Here is a 19,903-nt window from a genome sequence, read left to right as displayed (position 1 = left end):
GGAGACTGTGATGACCAAGACCTCATCCGGCGAAGAGATCGCCGCGCCTGATAGTTCACTGTCCGCCGCCAGCGGCGATCCGTTCAAGGGCGATCCCAATTTTATGGCGTCTCTGGCCCGGGGGCTAGAGGTGATCCAGGCTTTTACCCCGCAACGCCGGTTGATGTCGATTTCGCAAATCAGCCAGAAAACCGGCATTCCGCGTGCTGCGGTACGCCGCTGCCTGTATACGCTGAACAAGCTGGGATTTGTCTACGCCCAGGACGGTAAGAATTTTGAGCTGCGCCCACGCATTCTGACGCTGGCCCATGCCTATCTTGGTGCCACGCCATTGGCGAAAGCCACCCAGCCGGTGCTGAAACACATCAGCCAGTTATTGAATGAATCCTGCTCTATCGCCACGCTGGACGGCGACAATATACTGTATATCGCCCGCGCCTCTGCCGAACGCATTATGACCATTGACCTGAACATTGGCAGCCGCCTGCCGGCATTCGCCACCTCGATGGGCCGGGTGTTATTGAGCCATTTGCCGCTAGATAAGCGTGAGGATTACCTGCAACGCATCACTCTGATGCGCTATACGCAATACACCATTGGGTCAGTCGACAAACTGCGTGACGAACTGGATAGGGTTCGTACGCAGGGTTATGCGATTAACGATCAGGAGTTGGAAATCGGCCTGCGCTCCATCGCAGTGCCGATTACCTCGGTCAACGGCGGCGTCACGGCCGCGTTAAACGTGGGGGTGCAGGCCGGTCATGTCCCGTTGAACGAACTGACCGAGCGTATCCTGCCGATCCTGCTGGAAGGTGCCGAGGAGCTTTCGCTACTCACTCATTAAATCGACTGGTGCGCGGTGGCCAAATACTTGGTCATCTCCACCTCAGGCACCATACCGCCGCCGGTGGCCCACACCAGGTGGGTGGCATTGTTCATCTGTTCCGCATTCAGCCCCTGGCTCGCCAACCATTCGACATCAGCCGTGACGCGCCATGGCCCCGGCATGCCTGCCAGCGCCGAAGGTTCTAGCTGAATGTGCTCATGGCTGTCCAGCAGCCCCAGCAGTGCAAACATCTCGCGGTCACTGAGAGTGTAAAAACCGGAAAGCAGCCGCTCCATGGCACGGCCGACAAAGCCGGATGCGCGCCCTACCGCCAGCCCATCCGCCGCGGTCTGATTATCGATACCCAGATCCTGCACCGCGATGCCATCGTGCAGGCCGGTATGCACCCCCAACAGCATGCAAGGTGAATGCGTCGGTTCGGCAAAGATGCAATGTATATGATCGCCAAAGGCCAGTTTCAGGCCAAACGCCACTCCGCCAGGGCCACCGCCGACGCCGCAAGGCAGGTAAACGAACAACGGGTGCTGAGCATCCACCTTGACGCCGCTGTCGGCAAACTGCCGCTTCAGACGGCCACCGGCCACGGCATAGCCCAGGAACAGCGTCTGCGAATTCTCGTCATCGATAAAGAAACAGCGCGGATCGCTCGCCGCCTGCAAGCGGCCCTGTTCCACGGCAACGCCATAATCTTGCGCGTACTCCACCACGTTGACGCCATTCTCACGCAGCTTTTGCTTTTTCCATTCGCGGGCGTCGGCCGACATGTGCACGCTGACGCTGAAACCCAACCGGGCGCTGATAATACCGATCGACATCCCCAGATTACCGGTCGACCCCACGGCAATGCGGTAGCCGCTGAAGAATTCGCGGAACTCCTCCGAGAACAAGCTGGCGTAGTTATCCGTCAGTTGCAGCAGGCCCGCGGCCAGCGCCAATTTTTCTGCATGCGCCAACACCTCGTAGATGCCGCCACGTGCCTTGATCGAGCCGGAAATCGGCAGATGGCTGTCTTTTTTCAGCAGTAAGCGGCCAGCCAGCGTCAGGCCATAGCGCTGATCGAGCGCAGTTTGCATGGCGTGAAGGGCGACCACTTCGGACTCGATCACTCCGTGGGTGACACGGGTTTCCGGGAAGGCGGCACTCAGATAAGGGGCAAAACGCGCCAGCCGTTGCTCTGCATCGCTCACGTCGCTGGCGTCGAGCCCTACAAACGGTAACCCGACCTGCAAAGTAGTCGCTCGCGGATTGAACCAGGTCACTGGTTTAAGCTCGATCAGTTCCTGCACCAGTGGGAATTGCGTAACCAACTGCTGAATCTGTGTCTTTTCCATGATTGTTCTCTGCGCTGCATAAAGGTTAGCCCTAGGGTGCAGCGATTTTCTCAGGCTGACAAATGATAAAATCTCAGCCTTGGGTGAGCAGTATTGATGCAAAAAGATGATTTGCGTCAATTTATCGCTCACATTGATTCCTTGAGTGACAGACAATCACCTTAATTACCCCGCAACGAAAAAGAGGCTGCGGGGCATTAACGCACCGACTCTTACCCGCGAGCCGCGGCTTCCAGTCCGGCGATATCCAGTTTGACCATCTGTAACATCGCTTCGGTGACCCTGCGCACCTTGACGCTGTCAGGATCACTCATCAGCTCTGACAGGCGTTTCGGGACAATCTGCCAGCTCAGTCCCCAGCGATCGCGCAGCCAACCACACTGCTCAACCCGGCCACCGTCACTCAATGCTTCCCATAAGCGGTCCACTTCGGCCTGATCGGCACATTCGACCATAATGGAAAAGCTGTGATTGAAAGGATCCAAAGGACCGGCTTCAATCGCCGCATAGCGCTGATCGCCAAGGGTAAATGACGCCAGCTTGACACTGCCGGCCGGCCCGCTGGGGGTATCGGCAGGCAAGGTGGACTGCCAGGTCAGGGAGGAACCGGGGATTAAAGCCACGTAGCAACGCAACGCCGCTTCCATGTCTTTCTCAAACCACAGGTGTTGGGTGATTTTCACGATACCCCTCCGCTACTGGTCCAGAATAGTTTCGAAGCCGCCGAAAATCATGCGTTTACCGTCAAACGGCATTTGGTCGCCGAATGCCTTCATCCTCGGGTCGGTCATCATTTTCTGACTTGCGGCATCGCGGACCTCTTTTGACGGATATTCGATCCAACTGAACACCACCACCTCGTCGGCTTCGGCCTTAACCGCGCCGCGAAAATCGGTGACTTTTCCATCGGGAACATCATTGCCCCAGCATTCGACGATCCGCGTAGCACCGAACTCTTTAAACAGCGGTGCCGTCGCGGCGGCCAGTTTTTTGTACGCCTCCTTATTGGCGGCCGGCACCGCCACAACAAAACCTTCTACATATTTCATCGGAGTGTCCTCTTGTCGGTTCGACAGTCGGGTTGGCGCCGGCGGAGCTGCCCGCGCCCTCTTCCATTTTAGACCCCATTAGCGGGGTCAACCATTAAGCACAGCGACGGGTTTCAAAGCTCGGAGTCAATACGTTGCAGCAGTTCTGGCGTAGCGACCCGGTTGCGACCGCTATTTTTGGCTTTGTAGACCGCCAGATCGGCGATTTTCAGCAGGTTGTCCAGATTTTGCCCGGCACCGCCGATGCAGGTAACCATGCCGATACTGACGGTGATCTGCAGCGGTGTACCGGCTGGCATGGTGATAGATTCGATTTCAACCCGGCGACGCAGACGCTCGGCCAACAACAGCGCGTCCTGTAGCTGTGCGATCGGTGAAACGATCGCAAACTCTTCCCCGCCCATGCGGCCAAACAGGTCGTTATCACGCAGATCGGCAGTAATGGCACGGGTAAAAGACAGTAAAGCCGTGTCGCCGCCAGCATGGCCAAAGCGATCATTGATCGATTTAAAGTAGTCGATGTCCAGCATCATGATGCAGATCCGCTCGCCCTTTTGGCTCACCAGCCTGGCACCGCGCTGCATAAAGGCGCTGCGAGTCAATACGTGGGTCAGCGCATCATGGTTCGCCACGTGCTCAAGTTTGCGCAGCAGTGCATTGCGGGCAAAGTTCATGCTGGCAACGGCAATCGGACCCAGTGCCAATAGCGCCACACCAAGACGCATCGACACCGTATTTTGCAGCATTTTCATGTCGAGGTTAGTGGTGATCAGGCCCAGATCGATCGCCAAATGGCACCATATCACATAGGCCAACACGGTGATCATGGTGGTGAACAGGGAGAAAGACATCGCCAACCACAGCAAGATTGGCATCGGGAAGATCACCGCGCCGGGGCCGCCAATCAGGATGCTACAGATGCAGGCCAACAGCAGCAGGATTAACACCGCCATTTTTCTGCAGGTGTTATACCACTGGCTACGCAGGGTGATCGCCTGGACGATACTGCGCAGATAGCTTTTCCCGTCTGTCGGGAAGGCCAGAATAAACGGCATCAGCGTGATGTAATTAGTGAATTCTGACGACAGCCACAACGCCAATGAGGGTAAGTACTGGCGATCAAACAGCAGCACTGAAGCCCCGGCCCCGAGGATCCCGGTAGCCATCGCGCTCACCAGGCAGATGGCGAACAGAAAAATACTGGATGAGGTGCGTTCCAGAGATCTTACCTGCGGCGATAAACGCATAAACAGATAAAACCCGACCGCCACGCCGGCGATATTGGCACCATTGAGCAATATGGCTTTGCCGGGGGGGCTGCCGGTGATCAAATCCGCCGCCAAATAGCCCAGCATCGCCATCACCCACCCCACACGGCTGGCAAGCACCGGATAACGCACCAATATCGCCAGCAATACCGCATTGGTTGGCCAGAATGCCGACAACAGGCCAGTCGGGCGGCTTTCAATGCCAAAGATGCAGGTGGCAAACACCAGCAGAAAGACGATCAGCGCAGGCTGTAATTTTGTGGCGACAGGTAACTCAGTGGTGTGCATCTTGCTTCCAGGGGCTTACGAAGAATACGGATAAAATCCTGCCTGCATGACGGTGGCCATGAGCCTGCCGGTCATGTCTGACCACGGGTGTAAATTGAGCAGCCAGCCTGACATTATTGCTACTTTTCTCAGACCTGGCATCCGTTAATTGATAATTTTAAAATATGATTATGTATCAATCTGTAGCCTCAGGCTTTGGGATGATTTACAGGCGGTGCTGCTCTGCTGAGCGGGAGTCGGCGGGATTATCTGCAAGCAAATTAAAAACACCCTGGAGGGTTCACAGGGTGTCGAGAGGTCAACTGTCATGCCAGAGTGAACCAGCAGGAAAGACAGTTACAAGCGTTGTCTGCGGCGTGCCACTATTTCAGTTTCAGCATCTTCCCGAGCAGAATATCGGTTGATTCGAGCATGTCCGTATCGATGCCGGCGGAAGGCGTGAAGGTCAATTCGCCAAAAATGGGTTTGCCGTTGTCGATATAAAAATCAACGCGGACAAATTCAAAGGGCTCAGACAATTTTTTGGCGTACTCAAACAGCGCGTCATAACCTTCGGGTTTCACAAAGGCCTCGATCTCTTGCTGGCTGAGCGCCAGACAATCCTGGCTGTAGCAAAGAAATTTAAAGTCTTTATCAAAAAAGTAATATTTCGGCATCCCGGTTTCTCTACCGACACAAAGTAATGTGCAGTAAGGAACACCATGGAAGCAGTATATTTTATAGTCATCAGGGCCATGACCACCCGGTGAGGCTATAAACTTCTCGCCTATTATTTTTTTAGTGATCTTCTTGTAGTTTAACTCTGCATAGACCTTCCAATAGTCCTCTTTCATCCAGCTTTCAATGGTTTTAGAGGCTTGTACGGTATCCAGTGACTTTTTATCCTGGCAAATCAGGTTGTAACCAGAACCGTGGTTGCCCTTAATCACAAACTTGTCAGGTAACGACTCCCACGGGATCTCATGAGCCGAATCACAGGCAAAGTAAAGCTCATTGAGTATTTCGTCACAGCCTTTCGCCTTCAAATACTCCCTGACGGCATATTTGTCTGCACATTGCGTCACCAGCGCATTGTTACTGTAATCGTTAAGCTTGAGATAATTTATCTTCTCGTTCCAGGTCATCGGCGGGTTTAGATTTAATTTTTTTCCGAATGCTTTTTGGTAGATAAATTTGGTCTTGAAGGTCGGCGCGAATGTAGCCAACTGATTCATGATAAATTTGTTAATGTGTTTTCTCATACAACCTGTCTTATCATTTGATAAAAGTAGTAAAACGGCTCCTGGCAGGAACCCAAGAAGGTTAAAGCGATTGGCTGTTATTGCTCACTGCGCCATTGAATCATCGCCGGGGCCGTACTCAGATCAAATTGGCTATTACCTAAAACCCGGTTGAGAATGCGGGCCGATCGCCAGGCCATCAGGCTGAGTTGAGGGTCAGCAATACCGTGGTGGTGCATGCTGGCGTTGACGGCAAACAAAGCATTCTCATGGACCCCTTCCCGTTCAAGGGTAAAATCCGAGGCAATGCGATATTGTCCATCCGCGTCGGTTAACACTCGGTCAGCCAGGGATTCAAGAAATGCCGGGCGGGCTTGCTCATAACCGGTAGCAAAGATCACCACGTCGGCATCAAGAGTCTCACGCCCTTGATCAAGATGATGCAGTGTCTCTAGCTGATATGAATTGTCTTTGGCATTAAGGGCCGTAACGGAACGGCTGGGCAGCAGTCGTACCCATCGTTTATCCCGAAGGACATCGAAGCGGTGATACATGGCGCGATAAATGGCCAAAAGCGACTCGCTGGTGATCCCATCCGAGGTCATTTTTTGTTCGCGCAGCATCTGCTGTTTGGCCGTGTTGCCAAGCGTGTAGAAGTCCTCGACATAATCGGGGGTGAAATACTCGTTGGCAAATGCAGCTTCATCAAGGGCGTTGTAGTTGTTACGCCGGGAGATCCAACCCAGCTGTTCCGGCTGGCCCCATTCCCCCTGGAAAACATTAAGGAACAGATCGGCCCCGCTTTGACCGCCGCCCACAATGGCCACACGTTTCCCGCTAAGGTTTGGCTGGCGAAACATCATTTCGCTGGCGTGAAAGCATCGATCGTTTTGTTCGGTCACACAGTCAGGCAGTTTGACTTGCTTGCCAATCCCCACGCAGACATGTTTGGCGCGAAACACCTCATTCTGGGTGGTGACAACAAACTGCCGCTGTTGGTCATCAAACTCCACGCGCTGAACGTCCTGGTTAAAAACCAGTGAATCCAGGCCCGTTGCCGCCCAGCCAAGATAATCGGCAAACTCTTCACGTGACACGGTGCGTTGTTCTGTCGTCAGGAAGCGGTAGAATTTTTTTCTTTTCACCAGATAGTTGAGAAAACTATAAGGGTTGGTTGGCGAGACGGCCGTCACCAGATCTTTCAAAAAGTTGGTCTGCATACTGCAATCTGCCAGGATCATGCCTGGGTGCCAGGAAAAATGCGGTTTGCGCTCGAGGAATTTACAATTAAAACCTTCGATTTCGCTACCAAGCGCAGCAATACTGAGGTTGGACGGACCGATGCCAATACCGATAAAGTCCAAACACTGGTTCATTGTGTGTGCTCCTGAATGTATATACTTACAGATATGTATTCTGTGTTTTGGAAAGTGACGACCAAAATTTAAAAGATCAAAATGGCCCCAACATCCCGTCATTTTATTTTCACAAAATTCCGAACATATCTTGCCTTTGAAAACTCATTTTTATTTAAATGAAAACTTCGCGGAGCCATAAACAAGGAGCGCTTTGGAAGCGAACCTCCAGGAAATGAAAATCAATGGGCAACAGATAAATGGGTAGCATATCCCTATGTTAATCTGCCTATTCCGCCCGACATCATCCTTGATTAGACACAGCCAAATCAGAGTAGCGCTAAAGCTGCAAGCTGGCATGTGAAAAAAAATAATATTAAAGGAATAGACCGATTTGTTAATATGAAATTAAAAGTGAAATCGTAAAAAATCATAAAATTTCACTTCGGTTTAGCTAGCGTTGTAGTCAGGGCACCACCAGAGAAATGCTTTCACCAAAACAAACTTAAAATAAAAATGTTAAATATCAATAAATTGAATTAAATGCATGGCTACAGAGTAAAAATCAAACAGAAGTCTGTATGGTTTTTGGTCATTTATGCCATCGCATACGCCAGTGTGTGAGATTTTAAATCCAGGGCGGGATTTTTCAGATATTTTTCTTATCGCAGTGCCTGTGTGGGGAATGTTCACCCTCACTCCCCAGCATTAAAACGGGGAAAGTCGTCTATTTAATGATTCGTAAGGGAAGTCATTAATGGGGAAAGCTGGAGAATTAAAATAGCTTTCCCACTAAATTAATTTAGGGTGGATATTAATCCATTCCGATATAAATCCCTACTGATAGATCTGCGCCTCATAAGGGCGAAGTGTTTGTCGCTCACCTTCTTGGGGATAATTACTCAGTAACAACGCTCTTTTTTCCAACGATAAATCCTGAGCGTCAATTTGCTGAGTTTCAGCGCTCAGGTTGCACAGTACCAATACTTGTCGCTCATCCTGGCTACGGGAATAGGCGTAAATATGCGGATGTGCTGCCAGTTGTAATTGGTAACGCCCGTAAACCCACAGCGGATCCTGCTGGCGCAGATGGATTAACGCCCGGTAAAAATTCAGTACCGAGTCGGGTTCTTCACGCTGGCGCGCCACGTTAATTTGCTGATAATTGGCATTCACCGCAAACCACGGCTTGGCAAGACTAAAACCGGCGTTGGGGCTGTCGTCCCACTGCATCGGCGTGCGTGAGTTATCGCGGCCGCTGCGACTGAGGAACGCCAGGATCTGCGCTTCCTCCATACCCTGCTCCTGCAGTTTGGCGAAGCGGTTTCTGGCAGCGATATCGTTAAAATCGGCCAGACAGTTGAAGCGGGTGTTGGTCATCCCCAGTTCCTGCCCCTGGTAGATAAACGGCGTTCCCTGCATCAGGAAATACATCGCCGCGATGGCGGTGGCACTTTCGCGCCAGTACCGCTTGTCGTCACCCCATTTCGATACCACACGCGGAATATCGTGGTTTTCAACATACAGCGCGTTCCAGCCTTTTCCCTCCAGCAAGGTCTGCCAGCAGGTAAAGATGTTTTTCAGGCCCAGAACGTCGACCCCGGCGTCTGGCGACTGCTGATGGCTGGTTTCCCACAGTTTGACGTGTTCAAACTGGAAGATCATATTCAGGCGGCCATGCTGTTCGCCCACCCAGTCTTCGCCCTGCTCTGCCGAGGCTCCGTTCATTTCCCCCACCGTCATGATGTCATAACGGTTAAACACCTGTTCGCACAGGTCATCGACGTAATCCAGCAGCCCTTCGTAGTTAAGGTGTCGTTCGAACGACGGCACGTAGCGCAGCCCCTGCGGGTTGGGCATGTCGGTCAGGCCCGGCTGTTTTTTCATATGGCAGATGGCGTCGATGCGAAAACCGTCAATGCCCTTATCCAGCCACCAGCGCATCATGTCGTACAGCGCCGCCCGCACCTGCGGGTTTTCCCAGTTCAGATCCGGCTGACGCTCAGAGAACAGGTGCAAAAAGTATTGCTCACTGCCGGCGTCATATTTCCAGGCCGAACCGTTAAAAATGCTTTCCCAGTTGTTGGGCTCTGCGCCGTTTTTCCCCTCGCGCCAGATATACCAGTCGCGCTTGGCGCTGGATTGAGATGACCGGGATTCAATAAACCACGGGTGCTCGTCCGAGGTATGATTAACCACCAGCTCCAGTATCAGCCGCATACCGCGGGCATGCACCTCGGCCAACAGGCGGTCAAAGTCCGCCATGGTACCGAACTCCGTCATAATGGCCTGATAATCACTGATATCGTAACCATTGTCGTCGTTCGGCGAGCGGTACATCGGACAGATCCAAAGCACGTCAATGCCCAGCCACTGCAAATAATCCAGCCGGGCGGTGATACCGTTCAAATCACCAATACCGTCGCCGTTAGAATCCATAAAGCTGCGCGGATAGATCTGATAAACCACCGCCTGTTTCCACCAACGCACCGTTTCTCCACCGCTCATGTCCCTGCTCCCTTAAATTGATTAATGCGCCTGATCCGACGCCAGAATGCGCTGGAATGCCCGTCCCTGACGGTCAAACAGGTAACAGCACTCAACCGGCAGGCGCACGCCCACCCTATCCCCGGCCTTGATGGTCGAACGTTCGGGATTGCGCAGCACCCAGGGTTCACCGGCATTACCGTTATCCAGATAGAGATAGGTTTCATTGCCCATGTGCTCCACGAACATCACTTCGCCCTGAAACTCACACTGTGCCTGTTCCCCTCCGCGAATATGCTCCGGGCGAATGCCGACGTTAACGCTTTGGCCTTCCGCCGCCGTCGGCGTGGCGATCGGCAGCACCAGCGCCTTGCCGTTGTCCAGCTCTACCACGCTTTGACGCTCACCGGCACGCCGCAAAATTGCCGGGATCAGGTTCATTTTGGGTGAGCCGATAAACTGAGCGACAAACTCATTGGCCGGCTGGTCATACAACTCCAGCGGTGTGCCTACCTGTTCAACATGCCCCTGGTTCAACACCACAATGCGGTCGGCCAGCGTCATGGCTTCAACCTGATCGTGGGTCACATATATAATGGTCGACCCCAGTCGCTTATGCAGCGACGCCACCTCCATGCGCATCTGCACCCGCAGCGATGCATCAAGGTTGGACAAGGGCTCATCGAACAAAAACAGCTTCGGTTCGCGCACGATGGCGCGACCAATCGCCACCCGTTGCCGCTGCCCGCCGGAAAGGTCCTTCGGCCGTCGTTCCAGTAACGGCTCAAGCTGCAAAATGCGCGCACTTTCACGCACCCGGCTGTCGATCTCCGCCGCCGAATGCCCCGCCAACTCCAGCGCAAACGCCATATTTTTGTACACGCTCATGTGCGGATAAAGTGCGTAAGACTGGAACACCATGCCGATGCCGCGTTCGGCCGGCGTATCGTCATTGACGTAGTTGCCATCGATATACATGCCGCCGCTGCTGATCTCCTCCAGCCCGGCGATCATCCGTAACAGGGTAGATTTGCCGCAGCCGGAGGGGCCGACAATCACCACAAACTCTCCGCTGTTGATCTGCAGATCCAGCGATTTGATTACCTCTGCGTTAGCGCCATAGCGTTTTTGCAGTTTTTCCAGCGTTAGTTGCGCCATATTCCTCCCGTTCGCACCACAGTGGGCAATTAGCGGGACGCCGATCCGCGCCCCGCCATCCGGCTTATTTCAGGTAGTCGAGCCACGGGCCCTGGCGTGAAATCATCACGTCCACCAGTTCGGGGATCGCCCGGCATTTGTCGTTAACCGAATCCACCAGTAACGCCTGGATCACCAGATCGCGCGAGCCTTCAATCACCGCGTCAGCCGTCAGGTCATGGATGGCGATCTGATTGCTCAGCAAGCCACCGATACCGGCGGGCATATTGACCTTGATGCCGTGCACGCCCTTGCTATCGATAATTGCCGGCACTTCAACCGCAATAAACGCCGGCAGCTGTTTGATAAAGCCCTGGTTCGGGATATTGACCGCCGACTCTTCATAACCTGAATCGGTCAGGATCCCTTCCATGATCGGCACCACGCGCTCCTTCAGCTTGAGTTCGATTTTTGGCTGCACATGGCCCAGGTAATTGCGATAGAAGGTGTAAAAATCGAGGATGCCGCGGTGGTCGCTGACCTCGCTGGCCCAGCGGATGTACTCACCAAAATGGCTGTCGCCGGTGATCGGCAAGTGGTGGAATTTCTCCAGGATCTCTTTGAACAGCGTGCGGTCAGCCCAGGGATAAGCGCTGTCTTTACCGCCCAGCGCATCGCGCTCGGTGCTGCCCTCGGTCTGTACCAGTTTGCCGTGGGTGCGGGTGTAAGCCAGAATGTCGCTGTAGCCCGGCAGGCGGGAGAAGTAATCCGGTGCCTTGGCACGCACGTCGGCATAAGCATCTTTGCCGCTGTCTTTATAACTGGCTTCCAGCAATACGCTAAAGTGATTAAGCCCGGCGGCCCGCAGGGTGAGATTGTCGAACGACGTACCCAGCATTTCCGGCAGATAGCGTTCCAGTGAGGCGATTTCGTGGCACATGCCGACAAAGTTGAGCTGCGGGAAGCGACGATGCACGGTAGTGCAGATGCGGCTCATCGGGTTGGAATAGTTAAATATCCAGGCGTTCGGGCAAATATCGGCAACGTCGGCGCAGATGTCGAGGATCGGTGGAATAATCCGCAGTGAATGGAACAGGCCGCCGGGGCCACCGTTTTCGCCATACACCTGTTGAATGCCATACTGCTGCGGGATTTGCCAGTCGAGATCCCACAGCGCAAAGCGGTCACCCACTTCGATGGAGATAATCACAAATGCCGCCCCGTTCAGTGCCGTTTTGCGATCGGTGGTGGCGCTGACGGTAAACGGCAGATCTTCCGCTGCCAAAAAGTCCCGGGCCGTTTTCTCGGTCACCGCCAGGGCGGCAGGATTGATGTCATGCAGCACAATTTCACTGCCGTACAGCGTCTTGCTCTGGAAGATATCCCCCAGCGTGCCGTAGCCGAATTGCGCGCTGCCTGCACCCACTAAAACGATTTTTGTAGCCATTGGTTTGCTCCTGCTTAGGGTTAATCGAAAATCAGCCTTTTACTGCGCCGTTGGTTAATCCGCTGACGATGCGGCGCTGGAAAATCAGCACCAGTGCGATGATCGGCAGTGTGACGATGACCGAGGCCGCCATGATGGTGCCCCAGGGAAGTTCGTACTGAGAGGCGCCCTGCAGCATGCCAATCGCCACCGGCACGGTGCGTTTGCCGCTGGAGATAACAAAGGTCAGGGCGAACATGAATTCATTCCAGGCACCGATAAAGGCCAATAGCCCGGTGGTCACCAGCGACGGCCCCATAATGGGCGCAAAGATGCGGGTGATGATGGTCCAGGTACCGGCGCCGTCGACGATTGCCGCCTCCTCCAGTTCCGCCGGGATCGCCTTCATAAAGGTGGTCAGCACCCAGACGGTAAACGGCAGTGAGAACGTGGTATAGGACAGCACCAGCGCGCCCAGCGAGTCATACAGCCCCATAAAGCGCACCAGTTCGAACATGCCGGACAGCACTGCCACCTGCGGGAACATCGACACGCAAAGAATGGTGAACAGCAGGTATTTGCGGCCACGAAAGCGGATGCGTGCCAGGGCGAAGGCAGCGGTAATCGACACCAGCAGGCAGATGCCTACCGTCAGCGTCGCCACCACGATGGAATTCAGCAGGCTGCGGGCAATGCCGTTATCCATCAGCGCGGTCAGGTAATTGCCCCAGTGCAGGTTGCTCGGCAAATAGGCAACCTGGAACAGATCCTGCCCGGAACGTAACGAGGTGATCAGCGCGTAATAGAATGGAAACAGGCAGATCACGCTGGCCAAGGCGGCACTGGCAAAGATCAGCGTCTTATGGCCGTATTTTTGTTGTTGGCGGCTCAGTTTCATGCTTGTTTCTCCTTGTCATTCAGGCGGCCCAGCGTGAGGAAACAGGCGGCAATGCCCGCCACCATCATAAACACCAGCACCGAAGCGGCAGAGCCGGCACCCATTTCCTGATAACTGACCATGCGATCGCGGGCATAGCCGGATACCGATACCGTGGCCTCGCTGTTGGAGGTCAGCACGTAGATCAGATCAAACACCCGCAGCGCATCCATCACCCGGAAAATCAGCGCGACAATCATCGCCGGCATAATCAGTGGCAGGGTAATGCGGCGAAAGCGCTGCCAGGCGTTGGCCCCGTCGACCCGGGCGGCCTCATACAGATCGCCGGGGATCAGTTGCAGCGCGGCCAGCAGCATCAAGGCCATAAACGGCGTGGTTTTCCAGACGTCGGCAATCACCACCGCCCACATCGACAGCCCCGGCTCCGCCACCCAGGCCAGCGGCGTGGCGATGATGCCGGTCTTGAGCAACAGGTCATTCACCACCCCGTACTGGTCGTGGAACATCCAGCCCCACATCTTGGCGGAAACAATGGTCGGAATGGCCCAGGGCACCAGAATGGCGGTGCGTACCAACCCCTGACCGCGGAACTTCTGATTCATCAACAGCGCCAGCAGCATGCCGAACACCAGCTCCAGCGACACCGACAGCAGGCTAAAGCGCAGCGTATTGCCGACTGCCAGCCACCACAGCGGATCTGCCAGCACGCCGTAATGGTGGCCGCCCTCGGTCAGGTCCAGGTAATTGGCAAAACCGACAAAGCGGTAATCGTCCGGTGCGTCCAGCATGGCATCGGTAAAGCTGTAAAACAGGGTGCGCAGCAACGGCCAGCCCGCCACCGCCGCCAGCAACAGCATCGCCGGGGCCACCAGCAACCAGGCGATACGGCTGCGACGCTGCTGGTGATTAAGCTTGCTGCGTCTGGCCGGCCGTGCCTGCGCGGAAGCGGGCGTGACCGTCAGGGATAAAGCCTCAGTATTGCGTTTCATGCATCAGACTCCGGCGGTTAATGGATGATTGCCCTGCTTTCAACGCCATCCTCTGGCTTTGATCCGCTCCAGTCGCTGCTGTAAATCCGCCACCGCCGTGACACCGTCACTATCACCGCGTAATACGTTAAAGGTGGCGTTGTAGATCGCTCTGGAGACCTGCGCATACTGCCGTTTGGTTTGGGTGGCCGGGCGCGGCATCGCCTGGGCGAAAATGCCCTTGAAGTCCGCCAGATAAGGCGCCTGCGCCAATACCTGTGGATCGTCGTATAACGCGGTGCGTGAAGGTGCCTGGCCCATCAGTGCCAGCGCCCGTTTTTGTGATTCGGCGTCGCTGACGATTTTCAGCAACGCGATTGCCGCCTGCGGGTGCCTGGTGTAACCGTTGATCGCCCACTGCCAGCCGCCCAGTGCACTGACCGAGTGCCCGTCGGCCCCCTTCGGCAACGGCATCACGCCCACCTTGCCGCGGATCGCACTGCTGCTGTCCTGTGCCAGGACGTAGGCGTATGGCCAGTTGCGCATAAACATCGCATCGCCGTTCTGGAATAGCGCCCGCGACTCTTCTTCCATGTAACCCAGCGTGCCCTTCGGGGTGATTTTGCCGATCCAGCCGGCGGCCATATCCAGCGCCTGTGCCGCTTGGGGATTATTGATGGTGATATTGCCCTGGGCGTCGATAAAACTGCCGCCGTTCTGCGAAGCCACCCACTCCAGGGCGTTGCAGGTCAACCCCTCATAGGATTTGCCCTGGAACACCAGTCCCCAAAAGTTTTTATGACCGGCTGCACGTTCACCCTGCTGAATGCGGGTGGCAATACGGGTCAGATCGGCCCAGGTTACCGGCGGTTGCTCAGCGTATTTTTCCAGCAGATCCTTACGGTAGTAGAGCGCGCCGCTGTCCAGGTAAGCCGGTACCGCTTTCACACGGCCGTTTACCACATTGTTTTGCCAGGCGGCGGGGAAGAAATCCTGTTTGATGTCGGCCACGCTGTCGGTCAGATCCAACAGGTGTTTGTTCAGCACGCCAATCCATACGGTATCTGCCTGAAACAGATCGATGGCGCTGGCGTCTTTGGCGGCAAACAGTTGCTGGAACAACGACAGCTTTTCATCAGAGGCCGGGGGAAGATCGATAAACTCCAGGGTATAGCCGGTCTGAGCCTCAAAACGCTGTTTAATCTCATTGCAGTATTGGCGCCCTTCTTTGCTGGGCGCGCACTGCATGCGCAGCGTCTCGGCCACAACCTGACCGGACATCAGCGCCAGGGCGACGGCAACCATACTCGGTATCAATCTTCTCATTGCATCCTCTCTGGTGGCGGCTGGAAATACCGGCATGAGAGCAAGCTATCGAAGGCGGGTCATTGGCGGAAATCGTTTTTCGCCGCTACGATATAGAAACTTTCTATACCACCAGTGGAAAATATGATCGTGGACAAAATTCTGCGGCAGTTTATCGAAGTAGCGATGTTCAAAAATGTGAGTCATGCAGCAAACAAGCTTTGCCTGAGCCAGCCGACGCTGACCCACAACATGAAGAAGCTGGAGGAGAATCTGGGGGTGCAGTTGCTGGAGCGCACCTCCACCGGGGTGAAAACCACCGAGTACGGCGATTTGCTGCTGGAACAGGCGCAGATGATGCAGCGAATTTATGACAATACGCTGATCAAACTGGCGTTTATCAAGGCGCGTCAGGAGCAGAGCCTGCGCATGGGCACCGGCCATGCCTGGTGGTACATGTTTGTACGTGACAGCTTCAATGCCTACCGCCAACTCCACCCGATGGTGAATATCCATATCGATCTGGGTAACCACCTGCGCCTGATGGACCTGTTATTGGGCGGGGATATCGATTTGTTTATCGGCCACGAAATTCAGGGGTTGAACCCCAAGGCAGGCATCAGCTTTCTGCCGCTGTTCGGTACCCGCGACACCATGTTCGTGCGGCGCGGACACCCACTGCTGGGCCAACCGGTGGGGCCGGATGCGCTGCTGGACTACTCTTGCGTTGAGCTGACGCCGGATGAAAGCCGCTATCATCATATGGTGGAGGATATGCAGCCGAAAAAACTGGCACGCAACCGCCTGCACCTGGCGGAACGGGTGATTTGTTCGACCAATTCGATGATGTCGGCGGTGGATATGATCAACGATTCCGATGCGGTGCTGCTGGCCTATCCTTCTTGTATGGCCGGGTATTTTGCCGAATACGGCATTGAGCCGCTGCAGCTGACGCAGCCAGGCCAACGCTGCACCGTCGGTATTTACCTGATGCGCGAAAAGGCGGATGCGCCCCACGTGGTGCAGATGCAAAGCTTAATGCAGCAACACCTGGAACAGATCCGCCCGCTGCTGTAGCTACTTCTCACCGCCCAGCGCGATCAGCGCCTGATACAAGGGTTTGGCATTCCCCGGCCCGACCACCAACTGATACTCGGTGGTCGACTGGGGCGTTTCCACCTCCAGCAAGGCTTTAACGCCCGGCAGGTTATCGATGCTCTGCCGATCCAGTCGCCCGCCGTCGTGCAGTTCCGCCCTGATACGGCTGGCGCAGTAGCGCAGTTTGACCAAATTTTCTTCACCGCCGAACGCGGCCAGCAGTGATGCCGCCAATTGATGTGTTTCCATGATGCCCCCTGAATGAGATTGCCCTATGCAACAACAGCATAGAGCCGGCGGCAGGCCAAAGTGAAATTGGTTTCATCCACGCGGATATAGACGCCATCTATAGCGCATCATTGGGCGGTGGGAGTGCCTTTCAGGGCATATACTTAATGGAATGATGAGTTCGGAGGTAAGTGAAATGAAAGCGATGATCCCCCTGTTTTTGCTGCTGATGCTTTCCGGCTGTATGGGCCGGGGCGGCCCGCAGGATGTACCGCCACCGCCGGTGCATAATGATCCACAGACCTGTAATAACTCTTCCGCCAGTGCCAACAGCGACTGTTCGCAGTCCGTGGTACCGGCGATGCACTGAGTTTACTCCTACGTCCGGCCCCTCAGGACCGGCCGTAGAAGTCAGCAGATTACGAGGATTGCTCTTCGTCGTTGGTCAGGTTTTTCGCCTGCTGTTTCATAAACACCACTTCCTGTGGGCTGGACATATTGACCCGCTCAGCCCGCAGCAGTTTGAGAATATTGAACAGCAGCTCACTTTTGGTGGCACCCACCATACGCGGGCTGGCTACATAGCCGGTCACGCTGAGGATAATGCCTTCCGGGCCGAGCTGGCTAAAGCGAACATAAGGCGCCGGGGTATCCTGGATGGCTTCATACTCCTGGTAGGCACTCAGCAGAATATTGCGCACCTGCTCCGGGTCGATATCTGTCGGGAAGGTCAGCGCGATAGTCACCACACCCTGGGCATTACCCATGGTGGCGTTACGCACGTTTTGCGAGATGAGCTGCGAGTTGGGTACGATCATCGTCGAACGGTCGCTGAGCTGGATCTCGGTGGCGCGCACGTTAATGCGACGCACATCCCCTTCCACGCCACCGATCCCGATCATATCGCCCACTTTTACCGGCCGTTCGGTCAGCAGGATCAGTCCGGAAATAAAGTTCTTCACGATTTCCTGCAGACCAAAACCGATACCGACCGACAACGCACTGACGATCCACGCCAAATTGTTCCACTGGATGCCCAACGCCGCCAGGGTGATCAGGATCAGCAGCACATAACCCACATTACTGAACAGAGTAACCAGCGATGCGCGAATACCAATGTCTGAAATGGTTTTCGGCAGCAGTTCCTGGCTAAGCCAGCGCTGAGTAACCCGCAGAATATAGATGCCAATCACCAGGCAAATCACCGAGTTGATCAGGTTGCCCGGCACGATATTCAATCGCTGCAACCCTTCACCGCTCAGGATGGCGATGATCTTGTCCAGCAAGGAATTGGGCGTGGTGGTGCCGAACGAGCCGTTAAACAGCGAGACAATCATCAATAACAGCAGCGAACACTTGGCAATGGCGGTGAAGATAATCGCCATCTGCTCCAGATGACGATCCTTAAAGTTAAACGACTTTTTCAGCGTTTTGCCGCTGGCGGTCTGCGGCGAAAAGATCGCCCCGCACAGGTCGGTAGCGAACATCAGCAGGAAATAGAATGCCATCAACACCAGGGCAATCCAGATCACCTGATAGGTCAGGAATCGGGCGAAGGCGATATACCCCACCAGCAGTGAGAACAGGATAACCACTGAACACACCAGGGTGCTCATGTGCAACAAACCACTGATGGTGGAGCGTTTCTCTACGTGTTCGCCCTGCTGTTCCAACTGGCGACGGATGCGCTGGGAACGCAGCGGCATCGCCAACAGCACCATACCGATTAATCCGGCAACCAAACCATTGCCGAAAATAGTGGTGGCCAGGCTGGTACTCACCACGTTGTTGACCAGTTCTATCGAGCCAAATGCCAAGGTTAGCCCCGCCAACAGCGGCGAAAAATAGCGCAAACCGGCGGCAACGGCATCATCCATCGAGCCCAGACGCCATGACGGGCGGTTGAGGGACAACGTCGCGCGGCCCAGCCCGGCGATCAACGCACAGAAAATCCCCAGTCGATTAAAGCCCTCGGCGAAATCCTCCAGCATCCCCGGCAAAGGCTGCGCACGGGTAAAAGTAAGATACAGCAGATTCAGCGCAATACTGGTGGTGATCACCGTAACGCTGACGGTGACCATGGCCATAAAGCTGCGGCGTAAACGCCCGTCCGGCAGAAAGCGGATGCTCACCCAGGCCAGAAAGCGTTCGGAGAAATAGCGCCCCCATGACCAGATAACCACCGCCAACACCAGCAGACTCAGGGTGCCGTAGCGCCACTCTTCCTGCCAACTGGCATCCCAGGCCTGTTTCATCGCAGTATTGAACTCATTCAATCGCTGCACGTCACTGTCCGCAGGTTGCACTACCGGTGACCAAAACTTGCCACCCAGTACGCTGCCGGTGTTCAACGCCAATTGGGTTTTGAACGCCACACGGCGCAAGTCGCTGATTTGCTGGCCCAGGTCGATCGCGCTGGCTTTCATGGCCTGCGCGCGTTTTACCGCATCGTCCAGCTGCTTTTTGCTGTTATTCAAGGCATTACGCTGCTGTACCACGGCGGCAGTTTCAGCCATCGAACCGGCCACCGGCTGTGGGCCCAGGACGTCCAACTGCCCCTGCAGTTTTTCCTGCGCCGGTTGCAGATCGGTCGCCAGTTTGTCCAGTCCCGCGGCCAGATCGTCGTTAGCCAACTTCAGCTTGCTGAGCTGGTTATCATTGTCAGCTTTGGAGACCTGCTGCTTGATGCTGTCCAACTGTTTTTGGTAGTTCTTCAGCGCGGTGGCAGTATCCGGCGTACTTTCGGCAACCGGGGCATCATCCTGCGCAGCGACGCTGGTGAGCGGCGCTAACTGCAAGCCAAACAGCAGGAACAGAAAAAGAATAATCTGGCGGGGCTTTAACATAAATTCGGTGCTCAGCGTTTGCATGATAGACAGACGAAACAGGCGGGTCGGTATTTACCGACCCGCCTGGCTAATCATAAACTGTGATTATGATAACTGCTTAATCTGCGCTTAAATATCAGTATTACTCCCATTCAGCACGATTATTTACA

Annotated in this window: 17 protein-coding genes; 3 read left to right on the top strand and 14 right to left on the bottom strand. The window is 54.9% G+C overall.

Annotation, left to right across the window (positions count from 1 at the left end; translation table 11 throughout):
- The first annotated feature begins 10 nt into the window (after positions 1 to 10).
- Positions 11 to 844, top strand: a complete 834-nt coding sequence (locus BEI65_RS08785; protein ID WP_099062999.1) for an IclR family transcriptional regulator C-terminal domain-containing protein — start codon at positions 11 to 13, stop codon at positions 842 to 844.
- On the opposite strand, the gene BEI65_RS08780 is transcribed toward BEI65_RS08785, so the two are convergent.
- The 12 genes from BEI65_RS08780 to BEI65_RS08725 all read right to left on the bottom strand — a co-directional run bounded on the left by BEI65_RS08780 (position 841) and on the right by BEI65_RS08725 (position 15,600).
- Positions 841 to 2,178 carry a D-serine ammonia-lyase gene (locus BEI65_RS08780; RefSeq protein WP_099062998.1) on the bottom strand — a complete coding sequence of 446 codons (1,338 nt, stop codon included), beginning with the start codon at positions 2,176 to 2,178 and terminating at the stop codon, positions 841 to 843. The genes BEI65_RS08785 and BEI65_RS08780 overlap by 4 nt on opposite strands.
- 212 nt (positions 2,179 to 2,390) lie before the next feature.
- The gene (locus BEI65_RS08775; protein ID WP_099062997.1) at positions 2,391 to 2,861 is read right to left on the bottom strand and encodes a VOC family protein; all 471 of its coding nucleotides are present in this window, start codon (positions 2,859 to 2,861) and stop codon (positions 2,391 to 2,393) included.
- A gap of 12 nt (positions 2,862 to 2,873) precedes the next feature.
- Positions 2,874 to 3,227 carry a DUF1428 domain-containing protein gene (locus tag BEI65_RS08770; RefSeq protein ID WP_099062996.1) on the bottom strand — a complete coding sequence of 118 codons (354 nt, stop codon included), beginning with the start codon at positions 3,225 to 3,227 and terminating at the stop codon, positions 2,874 to 2,876.
- A 113-nt stretch (positions 3,228 to 3,340) separates the two neighbouring features.
- Positions 3,341 to 4,783, bottom strand: a complete 1,443-nt coding sequence (locus BEI65_RS08765) for a sensor domain-containing diguanylate cyclase (RefSeq protein ID WP_099062995.1) — start codon at positions 4,781 to 4,783, stop codon at positions 3,341 to 3,343.
- A gap of 362 nt (positions 4,784 to 5,145) precedes the next feature.
- Positions 5,146 to 6,024: an ATP-grasp fold amidoligase family protein gene (locus BEI65_RS08760; protein WP_099062994.1), complete on the bottom strand. Its 879-nt coding sequence runs from the start codon at positions 6,022 to 6,024 to the stop codon at positions 5,146 to 5,148.
- A 77-nt stretch (positions 6,025 to 6,101) separates the two neighbouring features.
- Positions 6,102 to 7,379: a lysine N(6)-hydroxylase/L-ornithine N(5)-oxygenase family protein gene (locus BEI65_RS08755; RefSeq protein ID WP_099062993.1), complete on the bottom strand. Its 1,278-nt coding sequence runs from the start codon at positions 7,377 to 7,379 to the stop codon at positions 6,102 to 6,104.
- Positions 7,380 to 8,195: 816 nt separating this feature from the next.
- On the bottom strand, positions 8,196 to 9,866 hold the full coding sequence (locus BEI65_RS08750; protein ID WP_099062992.1) for an alpha-glucosidase: 1,671 nt from the start codon (positions 9,864 to 9,866) through the stop codon (positions 8,196 to 8,198).
- A gap of 21 nt (positions 9,867 to 9,887) precedes the next feature.
- Positions 9,888 to 11,003 carry an ABC transporter ATP-binding protein gene (locus tag BEI65_RS08745; RefSeq protein ID WP_085116895.1) on the bottom strand — a complete coding sequence of 372 codons (1,116 nt, stop codon included), beginning with the start codon at positions 11,001 to 11,003 and terminating at the stop codon, positions 9,888 to 9,890.
- 64 nt (positions 11,004 to 11,067) lie between these two features.
- The gene (locus tag BEI65_RS08740; RefSeq protein WP_099062991.1) at positions 11,068 to 12,429 is read right to left on the bottom strand and encodes an alpha-glucosidase; all 1,362 of its coding nucleotides are present in this window, start codon (positions 12,427 to 12,429) and stop codon (positions 11,068 to 11,070) included.
- A gap of 31 nt (positions 12,430 to 12,460) precedes the next feature.
- Positions 12,461 to 13,306 carry a carbohydrate ABC transporter permease gene (locus BEI65_RS08735; RefSeq protein WP_085116897.1) on the bottom strand — a complete coding sequence of 282 codons (846 nt, stop codon included), beginning with the start codon at positions 13,304 to 13,306 and terminating at the stop codon, positions 12,461 to 12,463.
- Positions 13,303 to 14,295, bottom strand: a complete 993-nt coding sequence (locus BEI65_RS08730) for a carbohydrate ABC transporter permease (protein ID WP_099062990.1) — start codon at positions 14,293 to 14,295, stop codon at positions 13,303 to 13,305. Before BEI65_RS08730 ends, BEI65_RS08735 begins: the two co-directional genes overlap by 4 nt.
- Positions 14,296 to 14,334: 39 nt before the next feature.
- Positions 14,335 to 15,600 carry an ABC transporter substrate-binding protein gene (locus BEI65_RS08725; RefSeq protein ID WP_099062989.1) on the bottom strand — a complete coding sequence of 422 codons (1,266 nt, stop codon included), beginning with the start codon at positions 15,598 to 15,600 and terminating at the stop codon, positions 14,335 to 14,337.
- Positions 15,601 to 15,723: 123 nt separating this feature from the next.
- On the opposite strand from BEI65_RS08725, the gene BEI65_RS08720 reads away from it, so the two are divergent.
- Positions 15,724 to 16,656: a LysR family transcriptional regulator gene (locus BEI65_RS08720; RefSeq protein WP_099062988.1), complete on the top strand. Its 933-nt coding sequence runs from the start codon at positions 15,724 to 15,726 to the stop codon at positions 16,654 to 16,656.
- On the opposite strand, the gene BEI65_RS08715 is transcribed toward BEI65_RS08720, so the two are convergent.
- Positions 16,657 to 16,926 (bottom strand): PTS transporter subunit EIIB, encoded by a 270-nt coding sequence (locus tag BEI65_RS08715; protein WP_099062987.1) that lies wholly within the window; start codon positions 16,924 to 16,926, stop codon positions 16,657 to 16,659.
- Between the two features lie 175 nt (positions 16,927 to 17,101).
- Between BEI65_RS08715 and BEI65_RS26970 the strand changes: the two genes are divergently transcribed.
- Positions 17,102 to 17,275: a hypothetical protein gene (locus tag BEI65_RS26970; protein ID WP_165366349.1), complete on the top strand. Its 174-nt coding sequence runs from the start codon at positions 17,102 to 17,104 to the stop codon at positions 17,273 to 17,275.
- Positions 17,276 to 17,324: 49 nt separating this feature from the next.
- On the opposite strand, the gene BEI65_RS08710 is transcribed toward BEI65_RS26970, so the two are convergent.
- On the bottom strand, positions 17,325 to 19,751 hold the full coding sequence (locus tag BEI65_RS08710; protein ID WP_198404418.1) for a DUF3772 domain-containing protein: 2,427 nt from the start codon (positions 19,749 to 19,751) through the stop codon (positions 17,325 to 17,327).
- Positions 19,752 to 19,903: the final 152 nt, after the last annotated feature.

The organism is Serratia sp. BW106 (genome assembly GCF_002607755.1).
GTDB lineage: Bacteria > Pseudomonadota > Gammaproteobacteria > Enterobacterales > Enterobacteriaceae > Serratia > Serratia proteamaculans.
This window is presented reverse-complemented; position numbering and strand designations above follow the sequence as displayed.